The organism is Teredinibacter haidensis (assembly GCF_014211975.1).
GTDB lineage: Bacteria > Pseudomonadota > Gammaproteobacteria > Pseudomonadales > Cellvibrionaceae > Teredinibacter > Teredinibacter haidensis.
Genome location: NZ_CP060084.1, coordinates 977,235 through 995,946, shown reverse-complemented (window position 1 = coordinate 995,946; position 18,712 = coordinate 977,235). Strand labels below are relative to the sequence as shown.

The 18,712-nt window shown below is 46.8% G+C and carries 18 protein-coding genes; 3 read left to right on the top strand and 15 right to left on the bottom strand.

Going from position 1 to position 18,712, the window contains the following annotated elements; all coding sequences use genetic code 11:
* Positions 1-137: 137 nt before the first annotated feature.
* Complete coding sequence (locus tag H5715_RS04040; protein WP_075188093.1) at positions 138-1,475, top strand: MFS transporter; 1,338 nt, start codon at positions 138-140, stop codon at positions 1,473-1,475.
* A gap of 38 nt (positions 1,476-1,513) precedes the next feature.
* On the opposite strand, the gene H5715_RS04035 is transcribed toward H5715_RS04040, so the two are convergent.
* Entirely contained in the window at positions 1,514-2,476 is a 963-nt protein-coding gene (locus tag H5715_RS04035) for an FHA domain-containing protein (RefSeq protein WP_075188094.1), read from the bottom strand.
* A complete protein-coding gene (locus tag H5715_RS04030) occupies positions 2,473-3,831 on the bottom strand; it encodes a S1 family peptidase (RefSeq protein WP_075188095.1) in 1,359 nt (452 codons plus the stop codon). The genes H5715_RS04035 and H5715_RS04030 overlap by 4 nt, the downstream gene beginning before the upstream one ends.
* 258 nt (positions 3,832-4,089) lie before the next feature.
* Between H5715_RS04030 and H5715_RS04025 the strand changes: the two genes are divergently transcribed.
* Positions 4,090-6,486: a glycoside hydrolase family 94 protein gene (locus H5715_RS04025; RefSeq protein WP_075188096.1), complete on the top strand. Its 2,397-nt coding sequence runs from the start codon at positions 4,090-4,092 to the stop codon at positions 6,484-6,486.
* Positions 6,487-6,532: 46 nt separating this feature from the next.
* On the opposite strand, the gene H5715_RS04020 is transcribed toward H5715_RS04025, so the two are convergent.
* The 9 genes from H5715_RS04020 to H5715_RS03980 form a co-directional block, all read right to left on the bottom strand.
* Positions 6,533-7,282, bottom strand: a complete 750-nt coding sequence (locus H5715_RS04020; protein ID WP_246434677.1) for a TIGR01458 family HAD-type hydrolase — start codon at positions 7,280-7,282, stop codon at positions 6,533-6,535.
* Between the two features lie 124 nt (positions 7,283-7,406).
* Positions 7,407-7,787, bottom strand: coding sequence for a hypothetical protein (locus H5715_RS04015; RefSeq protein ID WP_075188098.1), 381 nt, complete (start codon positions 7,785-7,787; stop codon positions 7,407-7,409).
* 38 nt (positions 7,788-7,825) lie between these two features.
* Complete coding sequence (gene pspC / locus H5715_RS04010; RefSeq protein WP_075188099.1) at positions 7,826-8,206, bottom strand: envelope stress response membrane protein PspC; 381 nt, start codon at positions 8,204-8,206, stop codon at positions 7,826-7,828.
* Complete coding sequence (gene pspB / locus H5715_RS04005; RefSeq protein ID WP_075188100.1) at positions 8,203-8,445, bottom strand: envelope stress response membrane protein PspB; 243 nt, start codon at positions 8,443-8,445, stop codon at positions 8,203-8,205. The genes pspC and pspB overlap by 4 nt, the downstream gene beginning before the upstream one ends.
* An 11-nt stretch (positions 8,446-8,456) precedes the next feature.
* A complete protein-coding gene (gene pspA, locus H5715_RS04000) occupies positions 8,457-9,131 on the bottom strand; it encodes a phage shock protein PspA (protein WP_075188101.1) in 675 nt (224 codons plus the stop codon).
* Between the two features lie 229 nt (positions 9,132-9,360).
* On the bottom strand, positions 9,361-9,954 hold the full coding sequence (locus tag H5715_RS03995; RefSeq protein WP_075188102.1) for a nucleotidyltransferase family protein: 594 nt from the start codon (positions 9,952-9,954) through the stop codon (positions 9,361-9,363).
* Positions 9,935-10,888 carry an XdhC family protein gene (locus tag H5715_RS03990; protein WP_075188103.1) on the bottom strand — a complete coding sequence of 318 codons (954 nt, stop codon included), beginning with the start codon at positions 10,886-10,888 and terminating at the stop codon, positions 9,935-9,937. The genes H5715_RS03995 and H5715_RS03990 overlap by 20 nt, the downstream gene beginning before the upstream one ends.
* A gap of 220 nt (positions 10,889-11,108) precedes the next feature.
* Positions 11,109-11,741, bottom strand: coding sequence for an IMPACT family protein (locus H5715_RS03985; protein WP_075188141.1), 633 nt, complete (start codon positions 11,739-11,741; stop codon positions 11,109-11,111).
* A gap of 417 nt (positions 11,742-12,158) precedes the next feature.
* Complete coding sequence (locus tag H5715_RS03980; protein ID WP_075188105.1) at positions 12,159-12,491, bottom strand: BolA family protein; 333 nt, start codon at positions 12,489-12,491, stop codon at positions 12,159-12,161.
* Positions 12,492-12,798: 307 nt separating this feature from the next.
* On the opposite strand from H5715_RS03980, the gene H5715_RS03975 reads away from it, so the two are divergent.
* Positions 12,799-13,044 (top strand): hypothetical protein, encoded by a 246-nt coding sequence (locus H5715_RS03975; protein ID WP_075188106.1) that lies wholly within the window; start codon positions 12,799-12,801, stop codon positions 13,042-13,044.
* Between the two features lie 269 nt (positions 13,045-13,313).
* Here H5715_RS03975 and pyk read toward each other — a convergent pair whose 3' ends face one another.
* The 4 genes from pyk to H5715_RS03955 form a co-directional block, all read right to left on the bottom strand.
* The gene (gene pyk, locus H5715_RS03970; RefSeq protein ID WP_185906596.1) at positions 13,314-14,762 is read right to left on the bottom strand and encodes a pyruvate kinase; all 1,449 of its coding nucleotides are present in this window, start codon (positions 14,760-14,762) and stop codon (positions 13,314-13,316) included.
* A gap of 246 nt (positions 14,763-15,008) precedes the next feature.
* Positions 15,009-16,316, bottom strand: a complete 1,308-nt coding sequence (locus H5715_RS03965) for a sodium ion-translocating decarboxylase subunit beta (protein WP_075188108.1) — start codon at positions 16,314-16,316, stop codon at positions 15,009-15,011.
* Between the two features lie 18 nt (positions 16,317-16,334).
* Entirely contained in the window at positions 16,335-18,134 is a 1,800-nt protein-coding gene (oadA, locus tag H5715_RS03960; RefSeq protein WP_075188109.1) for a sodium-extruding oxaloacetate decarboxylase subunit alpha, read from the bottom strand.
* Positions 18,135-18,174: 40 nt separating this feature from the next.
* Positions 18,175-18,423 carry an OadG family protein gene (locus H5715_RS03955; protein WP_075188110.1) on the bottom strand — a complete coding sequence of 83 codons (249 nt, stop codon included), beginning with the start codon at positions 18,421-18,423 and terminating at the stop codon, positions 18,175-18,177.
* Between the last annotated feature and the right edge of the window lie 289 nt (positions 18,424-18,712).

Here is an 18,712-nt window from a genome sequence, read left to right as displayed (position 1 = left end):
ATCCCCCCACCAATTCGCTGATACCTATTCGATAATATCCCCGGTATACTCTTCGATGTTTTTGGCGCACTTTTTGTTTGCGCTGACAACATAACAATAACCATACGGGCAAAACCCACTGACCTACGGAGAAACCTATGGCTTCCGACTTCGCCAAAATTGGCATTAAAGAGAAAATTGGCTACGGCATGGGGGATGCCGCATTCAATTTTGTTTGGATGACGTTTATTTATTTTGGAACTTATTTTTATACAGATGTATTTGGAGTTTCCGCTCTCACAGTGGGCTCACTATTTTTATTTACCCGCTTGTGGGATACCGTTAACGACCCTGTAATGGGCATGCTTGCCGACAGAACTGAAAGCCGTTGGGGGAAATTTCGCCCTTACCTACTTTTTGGTGCAGCGCCTTTAGGTATTGTGGCAACACTTTGTTTTACAACACCGGATATTTCAGACCAAAGCAAAGTTATTTACGCTTACGTCACCTACTTTCTGGTAGGCATGGTCTACACCGCAATTAATATCCCCTACTCTTCCATGTTACCGGTGATGACCTCCGACCGAAATGAGCGCAACGGTTTATCTTCCGCTCGCTTAGTCGGCGCTTACTGTGCTGGTTTAGTAGTACAATTTGCGACGCTCGATCTCGTAGGCTGGTTTGGCGAAGGCGATGACAAACTCGGTTTTCAAATGACGATGGGGCTTTACTCCATCATTTTCGCCGTATTGCTGTTCTTAACGTTTAGCTGGACCAAAGAACGCGTAAAACCCATTAAAAAAGATCACTCGCTCAGAGCTGACGCTTTAGCTCTGCTCACCAACGTACCTTTCTATGTACTCTTTTTTGTTGGTATTTTTACGCTCAGCTGGGTTTCCATTCGCGGCGCTTCCATCATGTACTACTTCAAGTACTATCTGGGAATAGAAGATCAGGCCAAATGGTTTATGGCGGGTTTCACCATTTGTAATATTGCCGGTGCTGCACTAACCCAGTGGGTATGCAAAGGACGCGACAAAAAAATGGTCTACATCCTGCTGATGCTGCTAAATTCGGTAACAATTGGATTGGTATATTGGGTAAGCCCAGAGAATATGATTTTGTTCGGTGCGCTTCACTTTGCAAACGGACTTCTCGCTGGCCCGATAACCGTAATTGTCTTTTCTATGTATGCAGATATCGCCGACTATACCGAATCGGCAAAGGGACGACGAGTGGATGGTTTAATTTTCTCTGGTGCATCCTTCTCACAAAAAATGGGTTGGACCGTTGGCGGCGCCGCAGGTGGGTTTTTACTTGCCTTCTTTAACTACGAGCCTAACGTTGCACAACCAGAAGAAACCATTATGGGTATTCGAATAATGTTTACCTTTATCCCTGCAGTCTTATCGGTAGTCGCTGCATTGGCAATGATGGCTTATCAATTATCAGACCAAAAAATGGATGAAGTACAACAATCTCTCGAATCTGCATAATCACAAAAAAAGCCTGTTTTTAAAGCAGGCTTTTTTACTTACAACACCTCATCTTTTTCATTCGACTGGTAGGCATCGTTCACCAACCGCAAGAATTCTTCCTCACTTGAAGCCCCACGTACCTGGTATGCTGGGGCCACCAGTGTCATATTGTAACCAGGATTACTGGTAAAGTCGGGCGGAAACACTACCGCGCTCACTTCAGACATTATCGGTAAAAACCCAATCGTTGAAGCAACTGCGGCCGTCATCCACTTTCTTAAATGCATGGTTTGAGAACAGGAAACAGACACTGCCATATACACCAAACCAAAACTGATGGATATAGAAAAGAACCCCGTCGAAAGTAACCAACCTAAATTAAAATCATATACGGATAACGACAACTGCACCAATTCATCCATCACCAGTATCAGCAATAACATATTCATGTTCAGCAGGAAACGTCCTTCTATCCTTTGCAGTCGCGCCAGCATTACCCAGAGGCCTCCGTAGCAAATGGCAACAACGACATACATAACAACCGCATTAAGCTCCTTCACCAACTTGTCCGAAAATGGATTTTCCAAGTAAGCGCTGACCAAGGTTAAAACAACTGCTGCCACTATGGCCAATAAACTTACCCACCAAGATCCGAGATACGCAAACAACGGTTCGAAAGACGAAAGTTTCAGAGCTGAAGGAATCGAATGCTCCCTATCCAAAATTCGAATATTGGTTTTTCCTAGCGTTAGAATTTGCCTCGCCTGCAGTTGCGTGGAAACATGCCCTTCAAGCGTTGTTAATAAACCGTGAATTTTCGTTCCATTGAGCGAACCCAGGTCGCGAACTGAAATCTGACCGATTTCACTATCGTAACTGGCCGCCAAATGGTTCGCCTCCATATAAGGATCTTGCAAAATCAAATCATTACCATAACCACGGCCGATCGTAATCTGATCCTTTTGGAAAGAGTGAACTTCCATTACCCGGCCTGATTTAGTTACAATTTCTACAATCATTGCCAAACCACCTGTTTTATAAACCGGGATAAAAATTCGTTACTTTTGTTTTTATCAACACCGGACAAGCAAAAATGCTCCATTAACGCTCGATTTTTTTTATCTACAGTAACGGCCATATAGAAGGTATCGTACAAACCCGCAAATTTTTTATAGGGCCTTGCGCAAAAAGCTGCTCGCTTGCGAATACCGTTTTCGTCCTGCTCAACAACATCATTCACACAAGTGAAGTTATCAACGTCATCTTCACCTGCACGATTAGAAGGCCGCCCCTGGGAGAACTCCTGCGTAGCGTGCCGATAAAATGCACTGGATGGCCACTCATCTCCTTCGAGATATCGAAATTCGTATTCGAAATAGCCCGAATTTAACTCACGGGAAACATAAATCGATTGGCGACTGTTACAGCCTTTTACAACGGTGAGAATTTTTTTCTTTTCATCCGTATCACTTTGCCCCCAGCAATGGAATCCAGGGTGGATTTCACCCACCACCGTTGCTCCGGCCAACTCTTCCAATGGCCATTCGCTCGAATTTATTCCATCAATAAGTGCACTAGTTGCTTTTAATATCTGCTCACCAATATTTTTCTGCAGCTTTTTATAATTATCAGTTTTCGCAACGCTATAAGCATCGGTATTGACCAGTCGTACGTCAAAATTTTCTTCTGAAGAACCCGGCTCGTTAGCAAGGGAGCCCAACAATATTGCCAGCTTCTCCACTGGGACTAAAAAACCCACTTGGTTACCTGCCGTTTGAACGTTAACACCGACCACTCGACCAGCGGCATCAATGGTTGGCCCACCGCTCATTCCAGGGTTGAGCGCCCCAGAGAAATGAATGCGATCAAAGACATAATCATCGGCCAAGCCATTGTAATTCCCCTCAACAATGGTCATACCGATATTATGAGGGTTTCCTATGGAGTACATTTTTTCGCCTTTTGCTGGCGACTGCTCCCGAAGCAATAATGGCTTACCGCTATTCGGTGTACTGAGTACGGCCAAGTCGTTTACGATATCAATCGCCACCACCTCCAACTCGTACTCATCCTCCCCCTTTTCGATCACTATTTTGTATTCTTCTGGTTCTAGCACCACTGACGAGACCACATGGTAATTGGTGGCAAACAGTGAACCGTCTGCAACGTAAAAACCGCTCCCAGAGCTGTTTAGATTCTGTGATTTCAAATTAATGATGCGAACCTGATAAATCGAGGGGCCAAACGTCGCAAACGCCTGCTCTGCCCGACCAGGCTGTGCGACCGGTTCCTGGGCAAAAAGAGCACAACTCCCAATAGAGATAATAACGACAACAACAAACTGCAAAAAATTACATAAACGGGTTTTCAACAAAATACCTGCCTAGCCTGACAACGCTGGCTACTGTGTGAATTGTTGTTAAGGAACTCTGATCAAGACCAGTACAAATTTTGACTCAATCGTTACTTCCTTAACTATAGTTGATGGATAGTATAAGCCCACTTGTACAATGTCCACTCACACGACAAGCTGGCCACAACAGGTCACGACAAGCTCACGCGTGTTATTTATAATGCCCGACCAAACAATCACTATAAAACTATCGACTCTAACCTAACGAGATACTAAGCAATGAAATTCGGTTACTTCGACGATGAAAACCGCGAATACGTGGTGACCCGACCCGACACTCCGCGCTCATGGACTAACTACCTAGGCTCTACAGAGTACGGCGCCATTATCACCAATAACGCCGGAGGCTACAGCTTCTATAAGTCCGCTGCACAGGGGCGCTTTACCCGTTATCGCTCGAATGCGGTGCCTATGGATCAGCCCGGTCGCAATATTTATATTCGCGATCAGGAAAGTGGCGACTACTGGTCTAACGCCTGGCAGCCAGTTGGTAAACCTCTCGACCAGTACCAAAGCGAATGTCGGCACGGTACAGCCTATTCCACCATTACTTCTCAGTACTCAGGTATTGAAAGCAGCACCACTTATTTTGTGCCACTGAATCAAATCAACGAGCTGTGGTACACCACACTCACTAACAAGAGCAATAAGCCTCGTAAATTACGCCTGTTTACCTTTGTGGAATACACCACCAATTGGAATCTGGTTAACGACCTGCTCAACCTCCAGTACTCAGCCTATATCGTTAATATGTCGGTAAAAGATGGCATTATCGACCACGGTACGAACGTAAGTATGGATCCGAACCCGGACGATTTTCAAGATTCCGACCAAGGTCGCCACACCTTCCTGGCTGTTGCTGGTGCAGAGGTTAGTGGTTACGACACGGATCGCGAAAAATTCCTCGGCCCCTACCGCAGCTACCACAACCCACTGGTGGTCGAGCAAGGCGAGTGCAGCCAGTCTCTGGCAGTTGCCGATAACGGTTGTGGTACCGTGCAGATAGACATTGAGCTACAACCCGGCGAGAGTAAATCTTTCTGTGTGATTATGGGTATTGGTCGCGCCGAGGAAGAAGGCGCTGCCGCCCGCGCGCAGTTCAGCGATATGGCTAATGTTGAAAAAGCTCTGGACGACGTGAAGGACTATTGGCATTCGCGCCTGAACAACTTCACCACCAAAACACCCGATGCCGAATTGAACAGTTTCTTCAACACCTGGAACCCCTACAACTGTCTGATCACCTTCGCCTGGTCCCGCGCAGCCAGCCTAGTATACAACGGGGAGCGCGACGGTCTCGGCTACCGCGATACCGTACAGGATATGCTCGGTACCTTACACTCCATCCCCACCGAAGCTCAGGAGCGTTTGGAGCTGATGATTACAGGCCAGGTCTCCACCGGTGGAGCAATGCCAGTAGTCAAGCCCTACGCCCACACTCCCGGGGCTGAAGATTGCCCGAAAGAAACCGAGTATCGCTCCGACGACTGTATGTGGTTGTTCAACACCGTCCCGGCATTGATAAAAGAAACCGGTAATCTTAGTTTTTACGACAAGATACTGCCCTATGGTGACAAAGGCGAAGACACGGTACTTGGACACCTGAGGCGCGCCATCGAATTCAGTTTAAACCGCCTCGGTAAGCACGGTCTACCTTGCGGCCTACTGGCCGACTGGAACGATTGCCTAGAATTGGGGCAAGACGGAGAAACCGTGTTTGTTGCCATGCAATTACGCTTCGCACTGGCAACCTATATTGAAATCTGTACCATGAAAGGCGAGCTAGAAAGTGAAATCAGCTGGGCTCAAGGCCATTTGGATACGTTGGACAAAAACCTGGACGAGCACACCTGGGACGGTGAGTGGTATCGCCGCGCCTTACGTGCTGACGGATTTGTTTTTGGCTCAAAAGAAAGTGAAGAAGCCTCCATTTTCCTCAATCCGCAAACATGGTCGGTACTCAGCGGTCACGCGTCAGAAGAGAAAGCGAAACTCGCGATGGATAGCGTAAACGAGCATCTGGCAACCGATGCGGGCTTAATGGTACTGGATCCACCGGTAACCAAGCTGGACCCCAGTATTATGCGCGCCCGCCTATTCAACCCTGGCATGAAAGAAAACGGCGCTGTCTTCTGCCACACCCAGGGCTGGGTCGTCATGGCTGAATCCAAACTGGGCAACGGCAATCGTGCCTACGAATACCTGCGCACGTTTATGCCAGCGGCCTTTAACGAAAAAGCCGAAGTGCGTGAAAGCGAGCCCTACGTTTTCTGCCAAAGCACCCACAGTAAATACAGCCCGCGCTACGGAGCTTCCCGTTTGCCGTGGTTAACCGGAGCAGCCACCTGGGCCTACCATGCCACCTCGCAGTATATGCTGGGCATTAGACCAGAGTACGACGGTTTAATGATCGACCCTTGTATTCCTGCAGACTGGAAAGGCTTTACCGCAACCCGAGTATTCCGAGGCAAAACCTTTAACATTACCGTGGAAAACCCCAAAGGTATTGAAAAAGGTATTCAGTCACTAGTAGTGAATGGAGAAACCATTGAGGGAAATACCATTAACCCAGACATTTGCGGAGACAAGAATACCGTTGTCGCAATAATGGGCTAAAAAAACAAGCCTGCAGAATCCTTTTTGATACTGCAGGCTTTTTATTTCAATTAAACAAATCGTCGATAGAATCCACTACCCTCGCGCCCTTAGGTAATAGCTCCTCATCCCCTTGTTGATATTTTCCGGTTTTAACCAGGCAAGCCTGTAACCCAGCGGCAAGTGCACCAAGAACATCACTGTCAACATCATCCCCCACCATTAAACACTCACCTGCAGCAAATCCTGTAGAAGCGACTACCTGCTTAAAAAATTCTATGCTGGGCTTGCCCATTACAATCACATCACACCCCGCCGCCCACTCAATCGCATGAACAAAACCGCCAGCATCCAGTTGTAAACCACTTTCTGTTTGAAAAAATTTATTCATGCCCACCGCAATAAGCGGCGCTCCTGCGTGGCACAACTGGAAGGCTCTATTAAGATTTTCGTAATTTAAATCTGAACGCGCATCCCCGAGTACAACACAATTAGGTTCGCTCTGCGGCACATCAGAAAATTCCGATATCACCGAAGAATGGAGGAGGATATAGGGGCGCAATTGTTCTTCGACGACATAACGTTTGGCAGCTAAAGGCGCAGTAAATAATTCATCTTCCGGCACAACAATACCCATCCGCTGTAATCCGGTAATAATTTCTGCCGAAGATTTACTGGCCGTATTGGTCACAAAACGGATAACCAGACCCAACCTGCGCGCCTTGGCCACAATATCGGCTGCACCTTCAATAGCAATATTCCCGTCGTAGAGAACACCGCTTAAATCGAGGAGTAACGCTTTGCACCCAGGAGTCACACCAACCTCCATGGAATTTCTGGTAGGTTCAGAAGCTTAGCTTACGCCCCTAAAGCGACAGGGTATGGAGTAATTAGAAATATAAAAAAAGTTATCAATCTGGATATATATAGTTCGACAGCGTTTAGGATTTATATTTGCCCGTACCACTACCTTTAACGATACCCGGTACACTCAAACCCAAAAATACTACGATAAAATTGAGTAATAAGATAATGCTGCCAAACGACTCGCCTTTAGTCAGCACAAAATAGGCCCCTTTTGTGATACTCACATGACCAGACAAAAGAGACGCCACTAGAACAAACAAGATAGGCAGCACCACTGACACAGCTGTCGCGATCGTGATGGAGATGAAGAGTAAGCGCTTTACCTTATGCAAATCCTGTTGAACATAATGATTACATTCGGGACAGCGTATAGATCCGGCACCAACCCGCCACCAATGTAGTAACGAATAATGACTGTTAAATGATCCGCCGCAATTGTCGCACTCAATATTCATAGCTACTGCCGTCCTTCCAGTATGGCTGAGGGGCAAGACTACAACTTATCTATCTCATCACTCAACTTGAAGCGAGACGAGGTCACATAGGCTTCCAATTTGCGTAACCGTTGCTCCACCTTGCTAAAACGATCACGGACGCTGCTAAAAACTGCTTTTCGCTCATAGGCATTGCGAAACTTCGACTTCAAATGCCCCTCTTTATTCGTTAACGTGTTCGGATCATCATGTAAGACAAAGTAGGCGACCCAATAGGCGATAAAGGCAACCTGAAGAGTGAAAAACAAACAGGTAATTGCAATGATCCGCACAAGTACCACATCCACATCAAAATAGTCAGCTAAACCCGCGCAAACCCCTCCAATCACGCCCTTCTTGCGATTGCGATACAGCTTTTTATCACTTCTGAAATCACTCATACCTCGTGCCTCCAGTTAGGGTCCTGCTTATCGAGGATTGATTCGAGTGTTTCAATACGGTTCTCCATCTTGTCGGCCATCGCCAACAATTCCTCGATTTTCTTTTTGTCCGCCGCAGACTCCTCTGGTGCCGCGGATCGGCCTTTTTGCTTGTAGTGCATAAACACCCAGATCGGGGCCACAAACAAACAAAAAATAACCAGTGGCGCCTCTAGCATGCCAATTAGTTGATGCAGCATTCGCTTACTCCTTAGCCTTGATCTTCAGTTTTAGTTTTTACTCTTTCCTTCAAAGCCGCCAACTGAGCTTCGATCTCATCATTCTTTGCCAATTGCTCGATCTCATCCGCAAGGGACTTCTTACCCAAATCCATGGATTCCGCTCGCCCTTCCAGTTCGTCCAGTTTGCGTTCGTATCCTTCTAGCTTGGAGAGTGTCTCTTCAACAGAACCACCCTTCAACACCATTCGTACTTTTAGCTTCGAACTCGCGGTTTTTTGGCGAGTCACCAGCGATTTCTGGCGCGCCTTGGCTTCGGCAATTTTCTGTTGTAATTGTGTAATTTCGTCTTCCAGGGATTGCAGGCTTTCTTCAATTGCATCCAGCTCTGCATCAACATCCACACCCTCGTTAATAAACTTCAGTTTTTCAGCCAATGCTCCCTTGGCAAGATCTTCACGGCCCTTTTGAATGGCCAGTTCGGCTTTCTGCTCCCAGGATTCCGCCTGATCAGCGAGCCACTGCTTGCGACGCAACAACTCCTTCTTATCGGCAATGGCTTTGGCCGATACAGTTCGGACCTCTACTAGAGTTTCTTCCATCTCCTGAATAATCAGCCGTACCATTTTTTCAGGATCTTCGGCCTTATCCAGCAAAGAATTTATATTCGAGTTAATAATGTCTGAGAATCGGGAAAAAATGCCCATCTGTATGCCTCCTAGGCGCCGCTGGATTGAAATATTTTAACGGACTTGGTTAATTGATTAGCATGGTTTGTGATAACTATTACAGATTTCGTGCCAATCAAGAAAAACTCACTAACTCATTGTTTTTATTAAAATATTTTAGAAGACATGTAATCGAGCAGAAATCAACAATAGTGAATAGAGCCAATTTAACCCCAAATTAACCAATATTTAGTTGATTCAACTAACATCAGCCAGGAGGTAGTTCAGCGAGTTGCTGAGGAGTATCAACATCCTGTAGAACACCGGGGCATCCACAATCAAACAGCTTAAGATCAGCACCATTTTGTTTCAGAATACTTCCTGCCCCCCTGTCGCCTTTTAACTGAATGAGCTGCTTATAATAGCGTGAAGAGAAATAAACCGGGTGCCCTCTCCGCCCATCAAATTGTGGTGATACCAAAGGATAACCAGCGCTTAACGCCAAAACTTGTTGGTAAATGCCGGAATTTATTCTGGGCATATCAGCCAAACAAATAATCCACCCCCCCCAACCCGATGTAGCCTTTACACCGTAAGTAATGGAGTCGCCCAAGCCAGGTGACTGGTTAGGATAAAGTGCCAACTCCACACCCAAACGATGACCGATAACAGCGACTCCTTCATTACTGGCAGATGCCACAATACAGATTCGGGATGAAACCTGCTGAATGGTTTTTACTGTTTGCTCTAGCAGGCTACAGCCAGAATCCACTCTTGCACTCAGCTTACAGGTCTCGCCAAAGCGCCGCGACTGGCCCGCAGCCATCACCAGAAATCCAGGCTTAGGGAGTGTCTTTTGCATACTGCTCAACCAGATGAGCCGCAATACTCATTGCGATTTCTGCAGGTGTTTTACTTCCAATTGACAGGCCGACCGGGGCCTTTAACTTTTGTAACAATGCCTCGGGCATTTCCAGCTGCCTTAGTCGCTGCAAGCGCGCCTCGGTGGTTTTTAGAGACCCCATTACACCAACGTAAAAGGCATTTGAAGGCAGCGCTTCCAAAATGGCCATATCATCCAGGCGAGGGTCGTGGGATACAGCCACAACAGCAGAGTTATAATCAGCAAAACGTTTTTCGATCAAACCATCGGGATAGCACTGAAGAAACTCAAAATCATCCGCCTGCCACTGGCTACTCAACGCCTCTCCCGGGTCACAAATACTTACATCGAAATCCAACGACTGAGCATAGTTAGCGAGGTAATAGCTAATTTGATTAGCGCCCACGATAAGAAGTTTACGGGTAGATCCGAGATAGGTATTCAGGCATCCGTCTTCGTATCTCAACTTATGAGGTGGGCTTGTCTCAAATTGCCATTGGCCAATAGACGTATCGACAACTCGGCTAATTCCCTGTCGCTGTGACAATAAATCTAATACTGCCTGCCAGCACGTCAAGTCGTTGCTGCCCGGTTTTTCGAGCAACACACGCAAAATACCGCCACAAGGCAGCTGCAAACTCTGATCATCTCCATTGGTTTCGCCATAAGGAATTTCGCAGGGAAAATGATTATCAAATTTTCCATTGCCCAGGCGGGCAATCAAATCCTCTTCCACACAGCCCCCGGAAACCGATCCGACCACCCCGCTTTGTCGGCTCCATATCATCATCGCACCCGGTGGCCGTGGCGAGCTTCCCCAGGTGCTAATGACCGTTGCGAGATAAACCTCTTCACCCCGCTCTAAAGAGTGGCATAAGGCCTGTAAAATATCTTGGCTGGAGGATAAGAGCATGCGTTGCTACCCCTAAGTAATTGGTATAGCCCGTTATTCTCTTCTATATTAGTGAAAACAGGGTAAAGTAACGTCTGAATGCCTTGTGCAAACTTTGAGTTTGGAGACATTGAAACCCATTAATACACAGGGTGCTGTGTTAAGTCCATGACTCCCCGGTAGCACTTGAAGACATGGACAAAGTGTTTTTTGGTTCGAATGAACGAAAAAAACGCATGCCTCAGCAGGTTGCTTTTTTATTCTCTGCTTTTTTAAATAACGCACCACCACTTGCCGCATGCTGCAGTTTGTCTTTACACATTTGCTCACACTCAAGTGCTAACTGAATCGTCAATAGCACCTGGTTATTGTATTCTGCATTGAGGATTTCACCGCCATATTCGGCAACAATACGCCTTGTAATGGCTTCCAAATGAAAAGCCACCTCAACTCCAAACTCAACTGTTGGCACCATTGCAATCAATCGCGCCTTGTCTAGCGCTTGAGATACAACGGCGCTATAAGCTCTGACTAAACCACCTGCACCCAATTTAACACCACCAAAATAACGAACCACAATCGCACAGCTGTCACCCGCATGTCTCTGCGTAAGAACGTTCAATATGGGCTTGCCGGCGGTACCGCTCGGCTCACCATCATCACTATAAGCTTGAGTTTTCGGCTGCTGAGCATTACCTACAAGGTAGGCCCAGCAATGGTGGCGAGCATCAGGATACTGACTGCGAAGCTCTTCCAGGTGCTGCAGCGATTGCTCACGACTTACAACAGGAAATAAATGGCAGATAAAGCGGCTGCGCTTTTCCTCGAACTCAAAGATTTCGGGTGCAGCAAGTTGTTGATATGAAGTCGACATTCGCAACAACTTATTCATAATTGAAGGTATTCATTAAAAAATATGGTGGCGGGTGAATTCAATTTCCTTTTCCCGTACGTGAACCAAATAGACATGCTTTTCCTCTCAAGAAAGCCAGTCAAAATAATATTCGCTCCTCGCTTAGCCCAATGTCATCCCCAGATTTTTAACCCGCTTTTCGACAAAGGCGAGCAAGCCGTACTCTTTTCCAGTCAGCTTTAACGGAGAGAGCTCTTGCAACTTGCGCTGTCGACGGTAAAAAACATCACACATTTAGAATCGACGATACCCGACCATTTAAAACCGCTCAGAAGTCAGCTACCTTCATTATTCCCATACCGCTGCGCCAAACCTGTTTGGCGCGCTATTACTGTTATTGGAAATATCCAGTTTTATCGCACTCGGGGAATGCACCTACTACTCCATTGTCTCGCTCGCTTTACCTCCCCCAGCGCAAGGTGGCGACACCGGTGAATTCATATTTCGTTCAGACCATTGCTCTGGTGTGTACAAATGAAGAGCAAGTGCATGCACACCTGCATCTAACTCCTCCCGCAGTAACACGTATACCAACTGATGACGTTTAACGGCTGAAAGCCCCTTAAAAACGTCCGATACCACCGTAATTTTAAAATGAGTTTCCGAATTTTCTGGGACACTGTGTTGGTGACTCTCGTTCACCACCTCCAGAAAACTGGGGGAACATTCATCATATAACTTACTTTCAATAGCTTTATAATGGCGCTCCATGACTAATCTCCGCACTATAGTGTGACACGCGTCACATTATTGACTACAATTGTCGATACTAGCATTAAGCAAGCCTTTACATAAATAAGGCAATGGTATGAGCAATAATAAACAGGTATTCATTAGTAAGTACCCGCTCACTCCATCGCTTTAGCTAGGCATGACTAGCTCAACACCGGACGATATAAAAAATAACAGCCTTATGGCAGGCGCCTCATAGTTTTAACCATTTCCCAGCAACAGCGTTAACGAGGGGCTATGCTGGAATGGAGGCAGCCCACGGCTATACGATAGGGGATGGTATCACGTGAGCAACAACGTTAAGTCGGGAGACCTGATGAAGGACAAGAAAATCATTTTTGTCAATAGACGTAAGGGAGACGACAGACGCCAGGACGAGGATCCCTGCTGCAATATGTCTATGGATCTCTTTCACCGGAAACGCCGTAAATCCACAGAAAGGCGTGATACCAGCCGCACATTAAGTGACGATTATTACGCCTATATGCATAAAACCATGACTAAAATACAAAATACGAAGGATCCTGTCTAGATTTTTTCGCACAAAATGCCCACTCCTTAGGTCTACTCCACATCAAATTATCTCATCCCAATCACTACCCTCCATACATACCCGTATAAAATCCCTACCTCAATCAAAGCTCTCTTGCTACGATTAACAACCTAAAGAGTTGAGACCCTTGCTCTTTATCAAAGGAGCCCAAGATTTAAACGGCACTACATCCTGGGGACTAAACTGACGCGCACAAAAAAGCCGCTAGTAAACTAGCGGCTTTTTTGTGCTTTCTATTTTCCTACAGATTAAGAAACTTCGGTACCTACCTGCAGAATTTTCATGGTATTAGTACCGCTCCTAATATTGGCCGAATCTCCTTTGGAAATCAGAACCAAATCACCATCTTCCAAGCCTTCCTGCTCACACAAAATTTCCAGCGCACGCGCATTCGTTTCAGCATAAGGGATAGTATCACTGGCAAAAAGCATGGGCTGAACGCCACGGAACAAGGCTGCACGACGCAGAGTCTTCTCGTGACGAGAAAATGCAAAAATAGGCAGGCGGGCACCGTAACGAGACATAAGTAATGGTGTAGAACCCGTTTCAGTCAAAGCCGCAATACACTGAACATTTTGCAGCTCTTGGGCCGTGTACATAGTTGACATGGCAATTGCCTGATCAATAGCAGTAAAACCACCTTCAGGCTTTTCGGGTGGAACCTCTGCTTGAGGATGTTTTTCCGCTCCGCGAATAATACGAACCATGGCTTCAACAGTTTGCACTGGATACTTACCAGCAGCAGTTTCAGCAGACAACATCACTGCATCTGTACCATCAAGTACGGCATTAGCGACGTCAAAAACTTCCGCTCGAGTAGGCAGCGGACTACTGATCATAGTTTCCATCATCTGAGTTGCAGTAATAACACAACGGTTCAATGCGCGCGCACGGCCGATCAAATGCTTCTGAACCGCAATCAATTGAGCATCGCCAATTTCGACACCCAAGTCACCACGAGCAACCATAACAACATCAGAAGCCAGAATAATATCATCTAAAATTTCATCGTCGGCAACAGTTTCCGCACGCTCAATTTTGGCAACCAAATACATGTCGCCACCAGCCTCACGGGTGAGCTGACGCGCCAAGTTCATATCTTCAGCATTACGAGGGAAAGAAACCGCTAGGTAATCAACACCGATTTTAACCGCCGTCTTAATGTCCTCACGGTCTTTATCCGTAAGTGCAGGCGCTGACAAACCGCCGCCCTGGCGATTAATGCCCTTGTTATTAGAAAGTTTACCGCCAACAATAACGTCGGTGTGGATACGAGAACCATCGACCGACTCAACCTTCAATACAACACGACCATCATCCAGTAACAACATATCACCTGGATTCACGTCTCGAGGAAGATCTTTATAATCTATACCCACCTCTTTCTGGTTACCGGCATCACGCTCCAATGACGCATCGAGAACAAATTTATCGCCAATTTCCAGCTGAATTGGGCCTTCTGCGAAGCGTGCTACCCGAATTTTTGGACCTTGTAGATCGCCGAGGATCGCGACATAAGTATTGTGTTTTACCGATAGTTCACGCACCATTTCTGCTCTACGCGTATGATCTTCTGGCACGCCGTGTGAAAAATTCATACGTACAACGTTTACACCCGCAACAATCAATTTCTCAAGGATACCGGGCTCATCGGTAGCCGGGCCAAGGGTGCTCACAATCTTAGTACGTCGATACATATAATACTCCGTGGGATTCAGGTACAGGAAAATGCGCGCATTCTACTATATGCGGAGCGCCAATTGTAATCGGTTCTCTAATAAATAATGGTAGTACGGGCAATTATTCGCCGAGAATGGGTAACTTCTTGCTAACTAGTCTAGTCCATTCCATCATCAACGCTAAATATTACCGTATTTATTTAGGGGAAATGAAAAACGGGCGCTAAGCGCCCGTTTCAATGCAAGTAGTGTAGCGTGTAGATGTTACATTCCCGAGACCAAGGAAATCATAACACCTGCGGCAACCGCAGAACCAATAACACCCGCAACATTGGGCCCCATTGCATGCATTAACAAGAAGTTGTGAGGATTTGCCTCCAAACCAACTTTATTGGATACGCGAGCCGCCATAGGTACAGCAGAAACCCCCGCGGATCCAATTAGCGGGTTGATCTTCTGCTTGCTCAACACGTTCATCAACTTAGCCATTAACACACCCATCGCAGTACCGATAGCGAAGGCCACGATACCCAACACCAAAATACCTAGTGTTTTGGGGTCCAGGAACTTATCCGCTGCCAGCTTCGAACCAACAGAGAGCCCCAGGAAAATCGTGGTAATGTTAATTAATGCATGCTGAGTCGTATCAGACAGACGATCCACCACACCACATTCCCGCATCAGGTTACCAAAGCAGAACATACCCAGTAATGGTGCCGCATCCGGAAGCACGATAGCGACCAAGAGCAATAGCAATATTGGGAAAGTGATTTTCTCTCTACGACTTACCTCTCGCAGCTGAGTCATCACAATCTCACGCTCTTCTCGAGTCGTTAGCGCTTTCATAATGGGCGGCTGAATCAATGGTACCAACGCCATATAGGAGTATGCCGCTACTGCAATCGCACCTAACAATTCCGGCGCAAGCTTACTGGACACGTAAATAGCTGTAGGGCCATCTGCGCCGCCGATAATCCCGATTGCAGCCGCGTCTGCGATACTAAAGTCCATAATACCAGCAGCGGAAAGACCTACCGCACCCATGATAGTTGCGAAAATACCGAACTGTGCCGCAGCCCCTAAAAACAGGGTTTTTGGGTTTGCCAGCAGCGGACCGAAGTCAGTCATCGCTCCAACGCCCATAAAGATAATGAGCGGTGCAGCGCCAGTTGCCACAGCGACCGAGTAGAAGTTATATAGCATACCGTTGGTATAACCAGCCTCCAATGCGATCTGGACGGCAGCATGATGAGCTGCTGGCCCAGCCGAACTATAAGCGGTAACTAACTCCTTCACAGACTCCCATGCATCTACTCCCAACACTCTCGCGAGCTCTGCCAATACTGCCGGATCACCACCGACAATAGCATTCTCAACCGCAGATAACGCCAGTCCGGCACCCGGTATATTAGCTAGAATTCCGCCAAAACCGATAGGCACCAGCAGTAATGGTTCAAAACCTTTACGAATGGCAAGGAACAGCAACATCAGACAGATAAATATCATAATGAGCTGCCCAGACTGCATCTGATACAGGCCAGTCGCCTGCCAAAGACCTAACAAATTCCCCATGAGTGACCCCTATGATTATCAAGCGATAGTAAGCAGGGAATCGCCCACTGCTACTACATCACCGTCTTTAACAGTTACCGAGCCAATAATGCCCGACTGAGGTGCACTAACTTGTGTTTCCATCTTCATGGCTTCCAAAATCAGCAAAGTATCGCCTTTCTCTACTTGCTGACCAGGGCTAACCATAACCCGGAAAATATTTCCAGCCAGTGGTGCATTCACCGGATCGCCGCCCGCTACTGCTGCTGCCGCAGCAGCATTACCGCCCGCATCGCCCGCAGCAGCACCACTCAAAGGTACAATTCCCGTCAGCTCGCCCCCATTACTAACGGTCACGGTGTAGTCCTTCCCTTCGACATTGACGGTGTATATTTCGTCACCGTTTGCCGCTTTGACCACTGAAGTCTCTTTACCCGTTGGTGCGGGCTCGAAAGCATCTGGATTGCCACGATTAGCCAGGAACTTCAAACCAACCTGAGGAAACAGCGAGTAAATTAAAACATCATCAATTTGCCGATCACCGGTATGCAACTTTACGCCCTGTTCTTCGGCTTTTGCTATTAACTCGGCGGACAGCGCCTCTAGCTCTGGTTTTAACAGATCAGCGGGGCGACACGTAATTGGTGACTCACCCTCTTCCAGTACACGGGCCTGCAACTCTTTATTAATTTCAGCTGGCGCCACACCGTACTCACCGCGCAAAATGCCACGAGTTTCTTTAGAGATATTGGCGTAACGCTCACCACAGAGAACATTCAATACTGCCTGAGTACCCACTATTTGCGAGGTAGGCGTTACCAATGGGATATAACCCAAATCTTTGCGTACGCGTGGAATCTCTTCCAATACTTCATCAATTCGATCAGCCGCACCCTGTTCTTTCAGCTGGCCTTCCATATTGGTTAGCATGCCACCTGGAACCTGTGCGGTAAGAATGCGTACATCCACCCCTTTCAGGGCACCTTCAAACTTGGCGTATTTAGGCCGGACATCACGGAAATAGAGTGCAATTTTTTCAAGGCGGGCCAAATCAAGGCCGGTATCACGCTCTGTACCTTCCAGCGCAGCAACCAGCGTTTCGGTTGGACTATGACCGTAAGTCGTCGACATGGACGAAATTGCGGTATCAACATTGTCAACGCCCGCTTCAGCCATTTTCAAAATAGTGGAATGCGCCAAACCAGTAGTAGCATGACAGTGAAAATGGATAGGAATATCACAAGCCGCTTTTAACTGTTTAACAAGCTCATAGCCCTCATAGGGCTTCATCAAACCGGCCATATCCTTGATGACGATGGAATCTGCACCCATATCTTCGATGACTTTACCCTGCTCTACCCACTTTTCAACGGTGTGTACGGGGCTTAAGGTATAAGAAATTGTACCCTGTGCATGCTTGCCAACTTTTTTAACCGCTTTCAATGCCGTTTCGATATTCCGCATATCGTTCATTGCATCGAACACCCGGAAAACGTCAACACCATTAGCGGCGCAGCGCTCAACAAACTTGGTTACTACGTCATCAGCATAGTGACGATAACCGAGAATGTTTTGCCCGCGGAACAACATTTGATGTGGCGTTTTCGGCATGGCTTTTTTCAGCTCGCGAATACGATCCCACGGGTCTTCGCCAAGAAATCGAATACAGGAGTCGAAGGTTGCCCCTCCCCAAGTTTCGACAGACCAATAACCGACATTATCCAGCTCTTCCGCAATCGGGAGCATGTCGTCGATTCTCATACGGGTGGCAAACAGCGATTGGTGCGCGTCGCGCAATACAACCTCGGTAATACCCAGTTTCTTCTTAGTGTCGCTCATTTACTACAGCTCCCATTCGTCGGTGAACGTTTGTAGATTACTATTTTTGATGTTTTGCGCGATGTGCATGGATTGCCGCCTGAATAACGGCAAGTGTTGATTTATTGACTGTTTGAGATTGGCTGCCCCCAACAGGAGCAAGAACGGGTTCAGGCTCTTCAGCAAAGAACCGACTGACGATGTTGGACATAATCATCGTGCCAATTACCAAAAGAGTAAGAAACACAAATACCGTTCCCATGCCATAGAGCATCAGGTCTACACCTTGTTCCCAAAGATTTACTTGCATAATTCTCCTCTTACCTCTGCATGTTATGCCTGTTGACTACTGATAGGTTCTTGGGCGTAGACTCCCATATGACCAACCAATAAATGAATTTTTCAATGTAATAATTAAGTACACAGCTCTTTTTTAGGTTTATCTGCTGCTTACTTCGGCCCTCTCGAACTCGCGAGTTTATATGAATTGGGCTCACCTTACAGTTTGAACAAGATAGCCAACCAGTTATTGAGCTAGATCAGAGAGACGCCTGTCTTTTTAACGATAAAAATCAATTGTTTAAGGAATGCTCAATATT

Bases quoted from the DNA above. Each gene is read 5' to 3' on its own strand.
- H5715_RS04015 (WP_075188098.1), bottom strand. From the start codon at position 7,787: ATGAATATTGAGTGCGACAATTGCGGCGGATCATTTAACAGTCATTAT.
- H5715_RS03980 (WP_075188105.1), bottom strand. From the start codon at position 12,491: ATGGAGCGCCATTATAAAGCTATTGAAAGTAAGTTATATGATGAATGT.
- oadA (WP_075188109.1), bottom strand. From the start codon at position 18,134: ATGAGCGACACTAAGAAGAAACTGGGTATTACCGAGGTTGTATTGCGC.
- H5715_RS03955 (WP_075188110.1), bottom strand. From the start codon at position 18,423: ATGCAAGTAAATCTTTGGGAACAAGGTGTAGACCTGATGCTCTATGGC.
- H5715_RS03995 (WP_075188102.1), bottom strand. From the start codon at position 9,954: ATGCAAAAGACACTCCCTAAGCCTGGATTTCTGGTGATGGCTGCGGGC.
- H5715_RS03990 (WP_075188103.1), bottom strand. From the start codon at position 10,888: ATGCTCTTATCCTCCAGCCAAGATATTTTACAGGCCTTATGCCACTCT.
- pspA (WP_075188101.1), bottom strand. From the start codon at position 9,131: ATGGGCATTTTTTCCCGATTCTCAGACATTATTAACTCGAATATAAAT.
- H5715_RS03965 (WP_075188108.1), bottom strand. From the start codon at position 16,316: ATGGGGAATTTGTTAGGTCTTTGGCAGGCGACTGGCCTGTATCAGATG.
- pspB (WP_075188100.1), bottom strand. From the start codon at position 8,445: ATGCTGCATCAACTAATTGGCATGCTAGAGGCGCCACTGGTTATTTTT.
- H5715_RS04035 (WP_075188094.1), bottom strand. From the start codon at position 2,476: ATGATTGTAGAAATTGTAACTAAATCAGGCCGGGTAATGGAAGTTCAC.
- H5715_RS04040 (WP_075188093.1), top strand. From the start codon at position 138: ATGGCTTCCGACTTCGCCAAAATTGGCATTAAAGAGAAAATTGGCTAC.
- H5715_RS04025 (WP_075188096.1), top strand. From the start codon at position 4,090: ATGAAATTCGGTTACTTCGACGATGAAAACCGCGAATACGTGGTGACC.
- pyk (WP_185906596.1), bottom strand. From the start codon at position 14,762: ATGTATCGACGTACTAAGATTGTGAGCACCCTTGGCCCGGCTACCGAT.
- H5715_RS03985 (WP_075188141.1), bottom strand. From the start codon at position 11,741: ATGTCGACTTCATATCAACAACTTGCTGCACCCGAAATCTTTGAGTTC.
- pspC (WP_075188099.1), bottom strand. From the start codon at position 8,206: ATGAGTGATTTCAGAAGTGATAAAAAGCTGTATCGCAATCGCAAGAAG.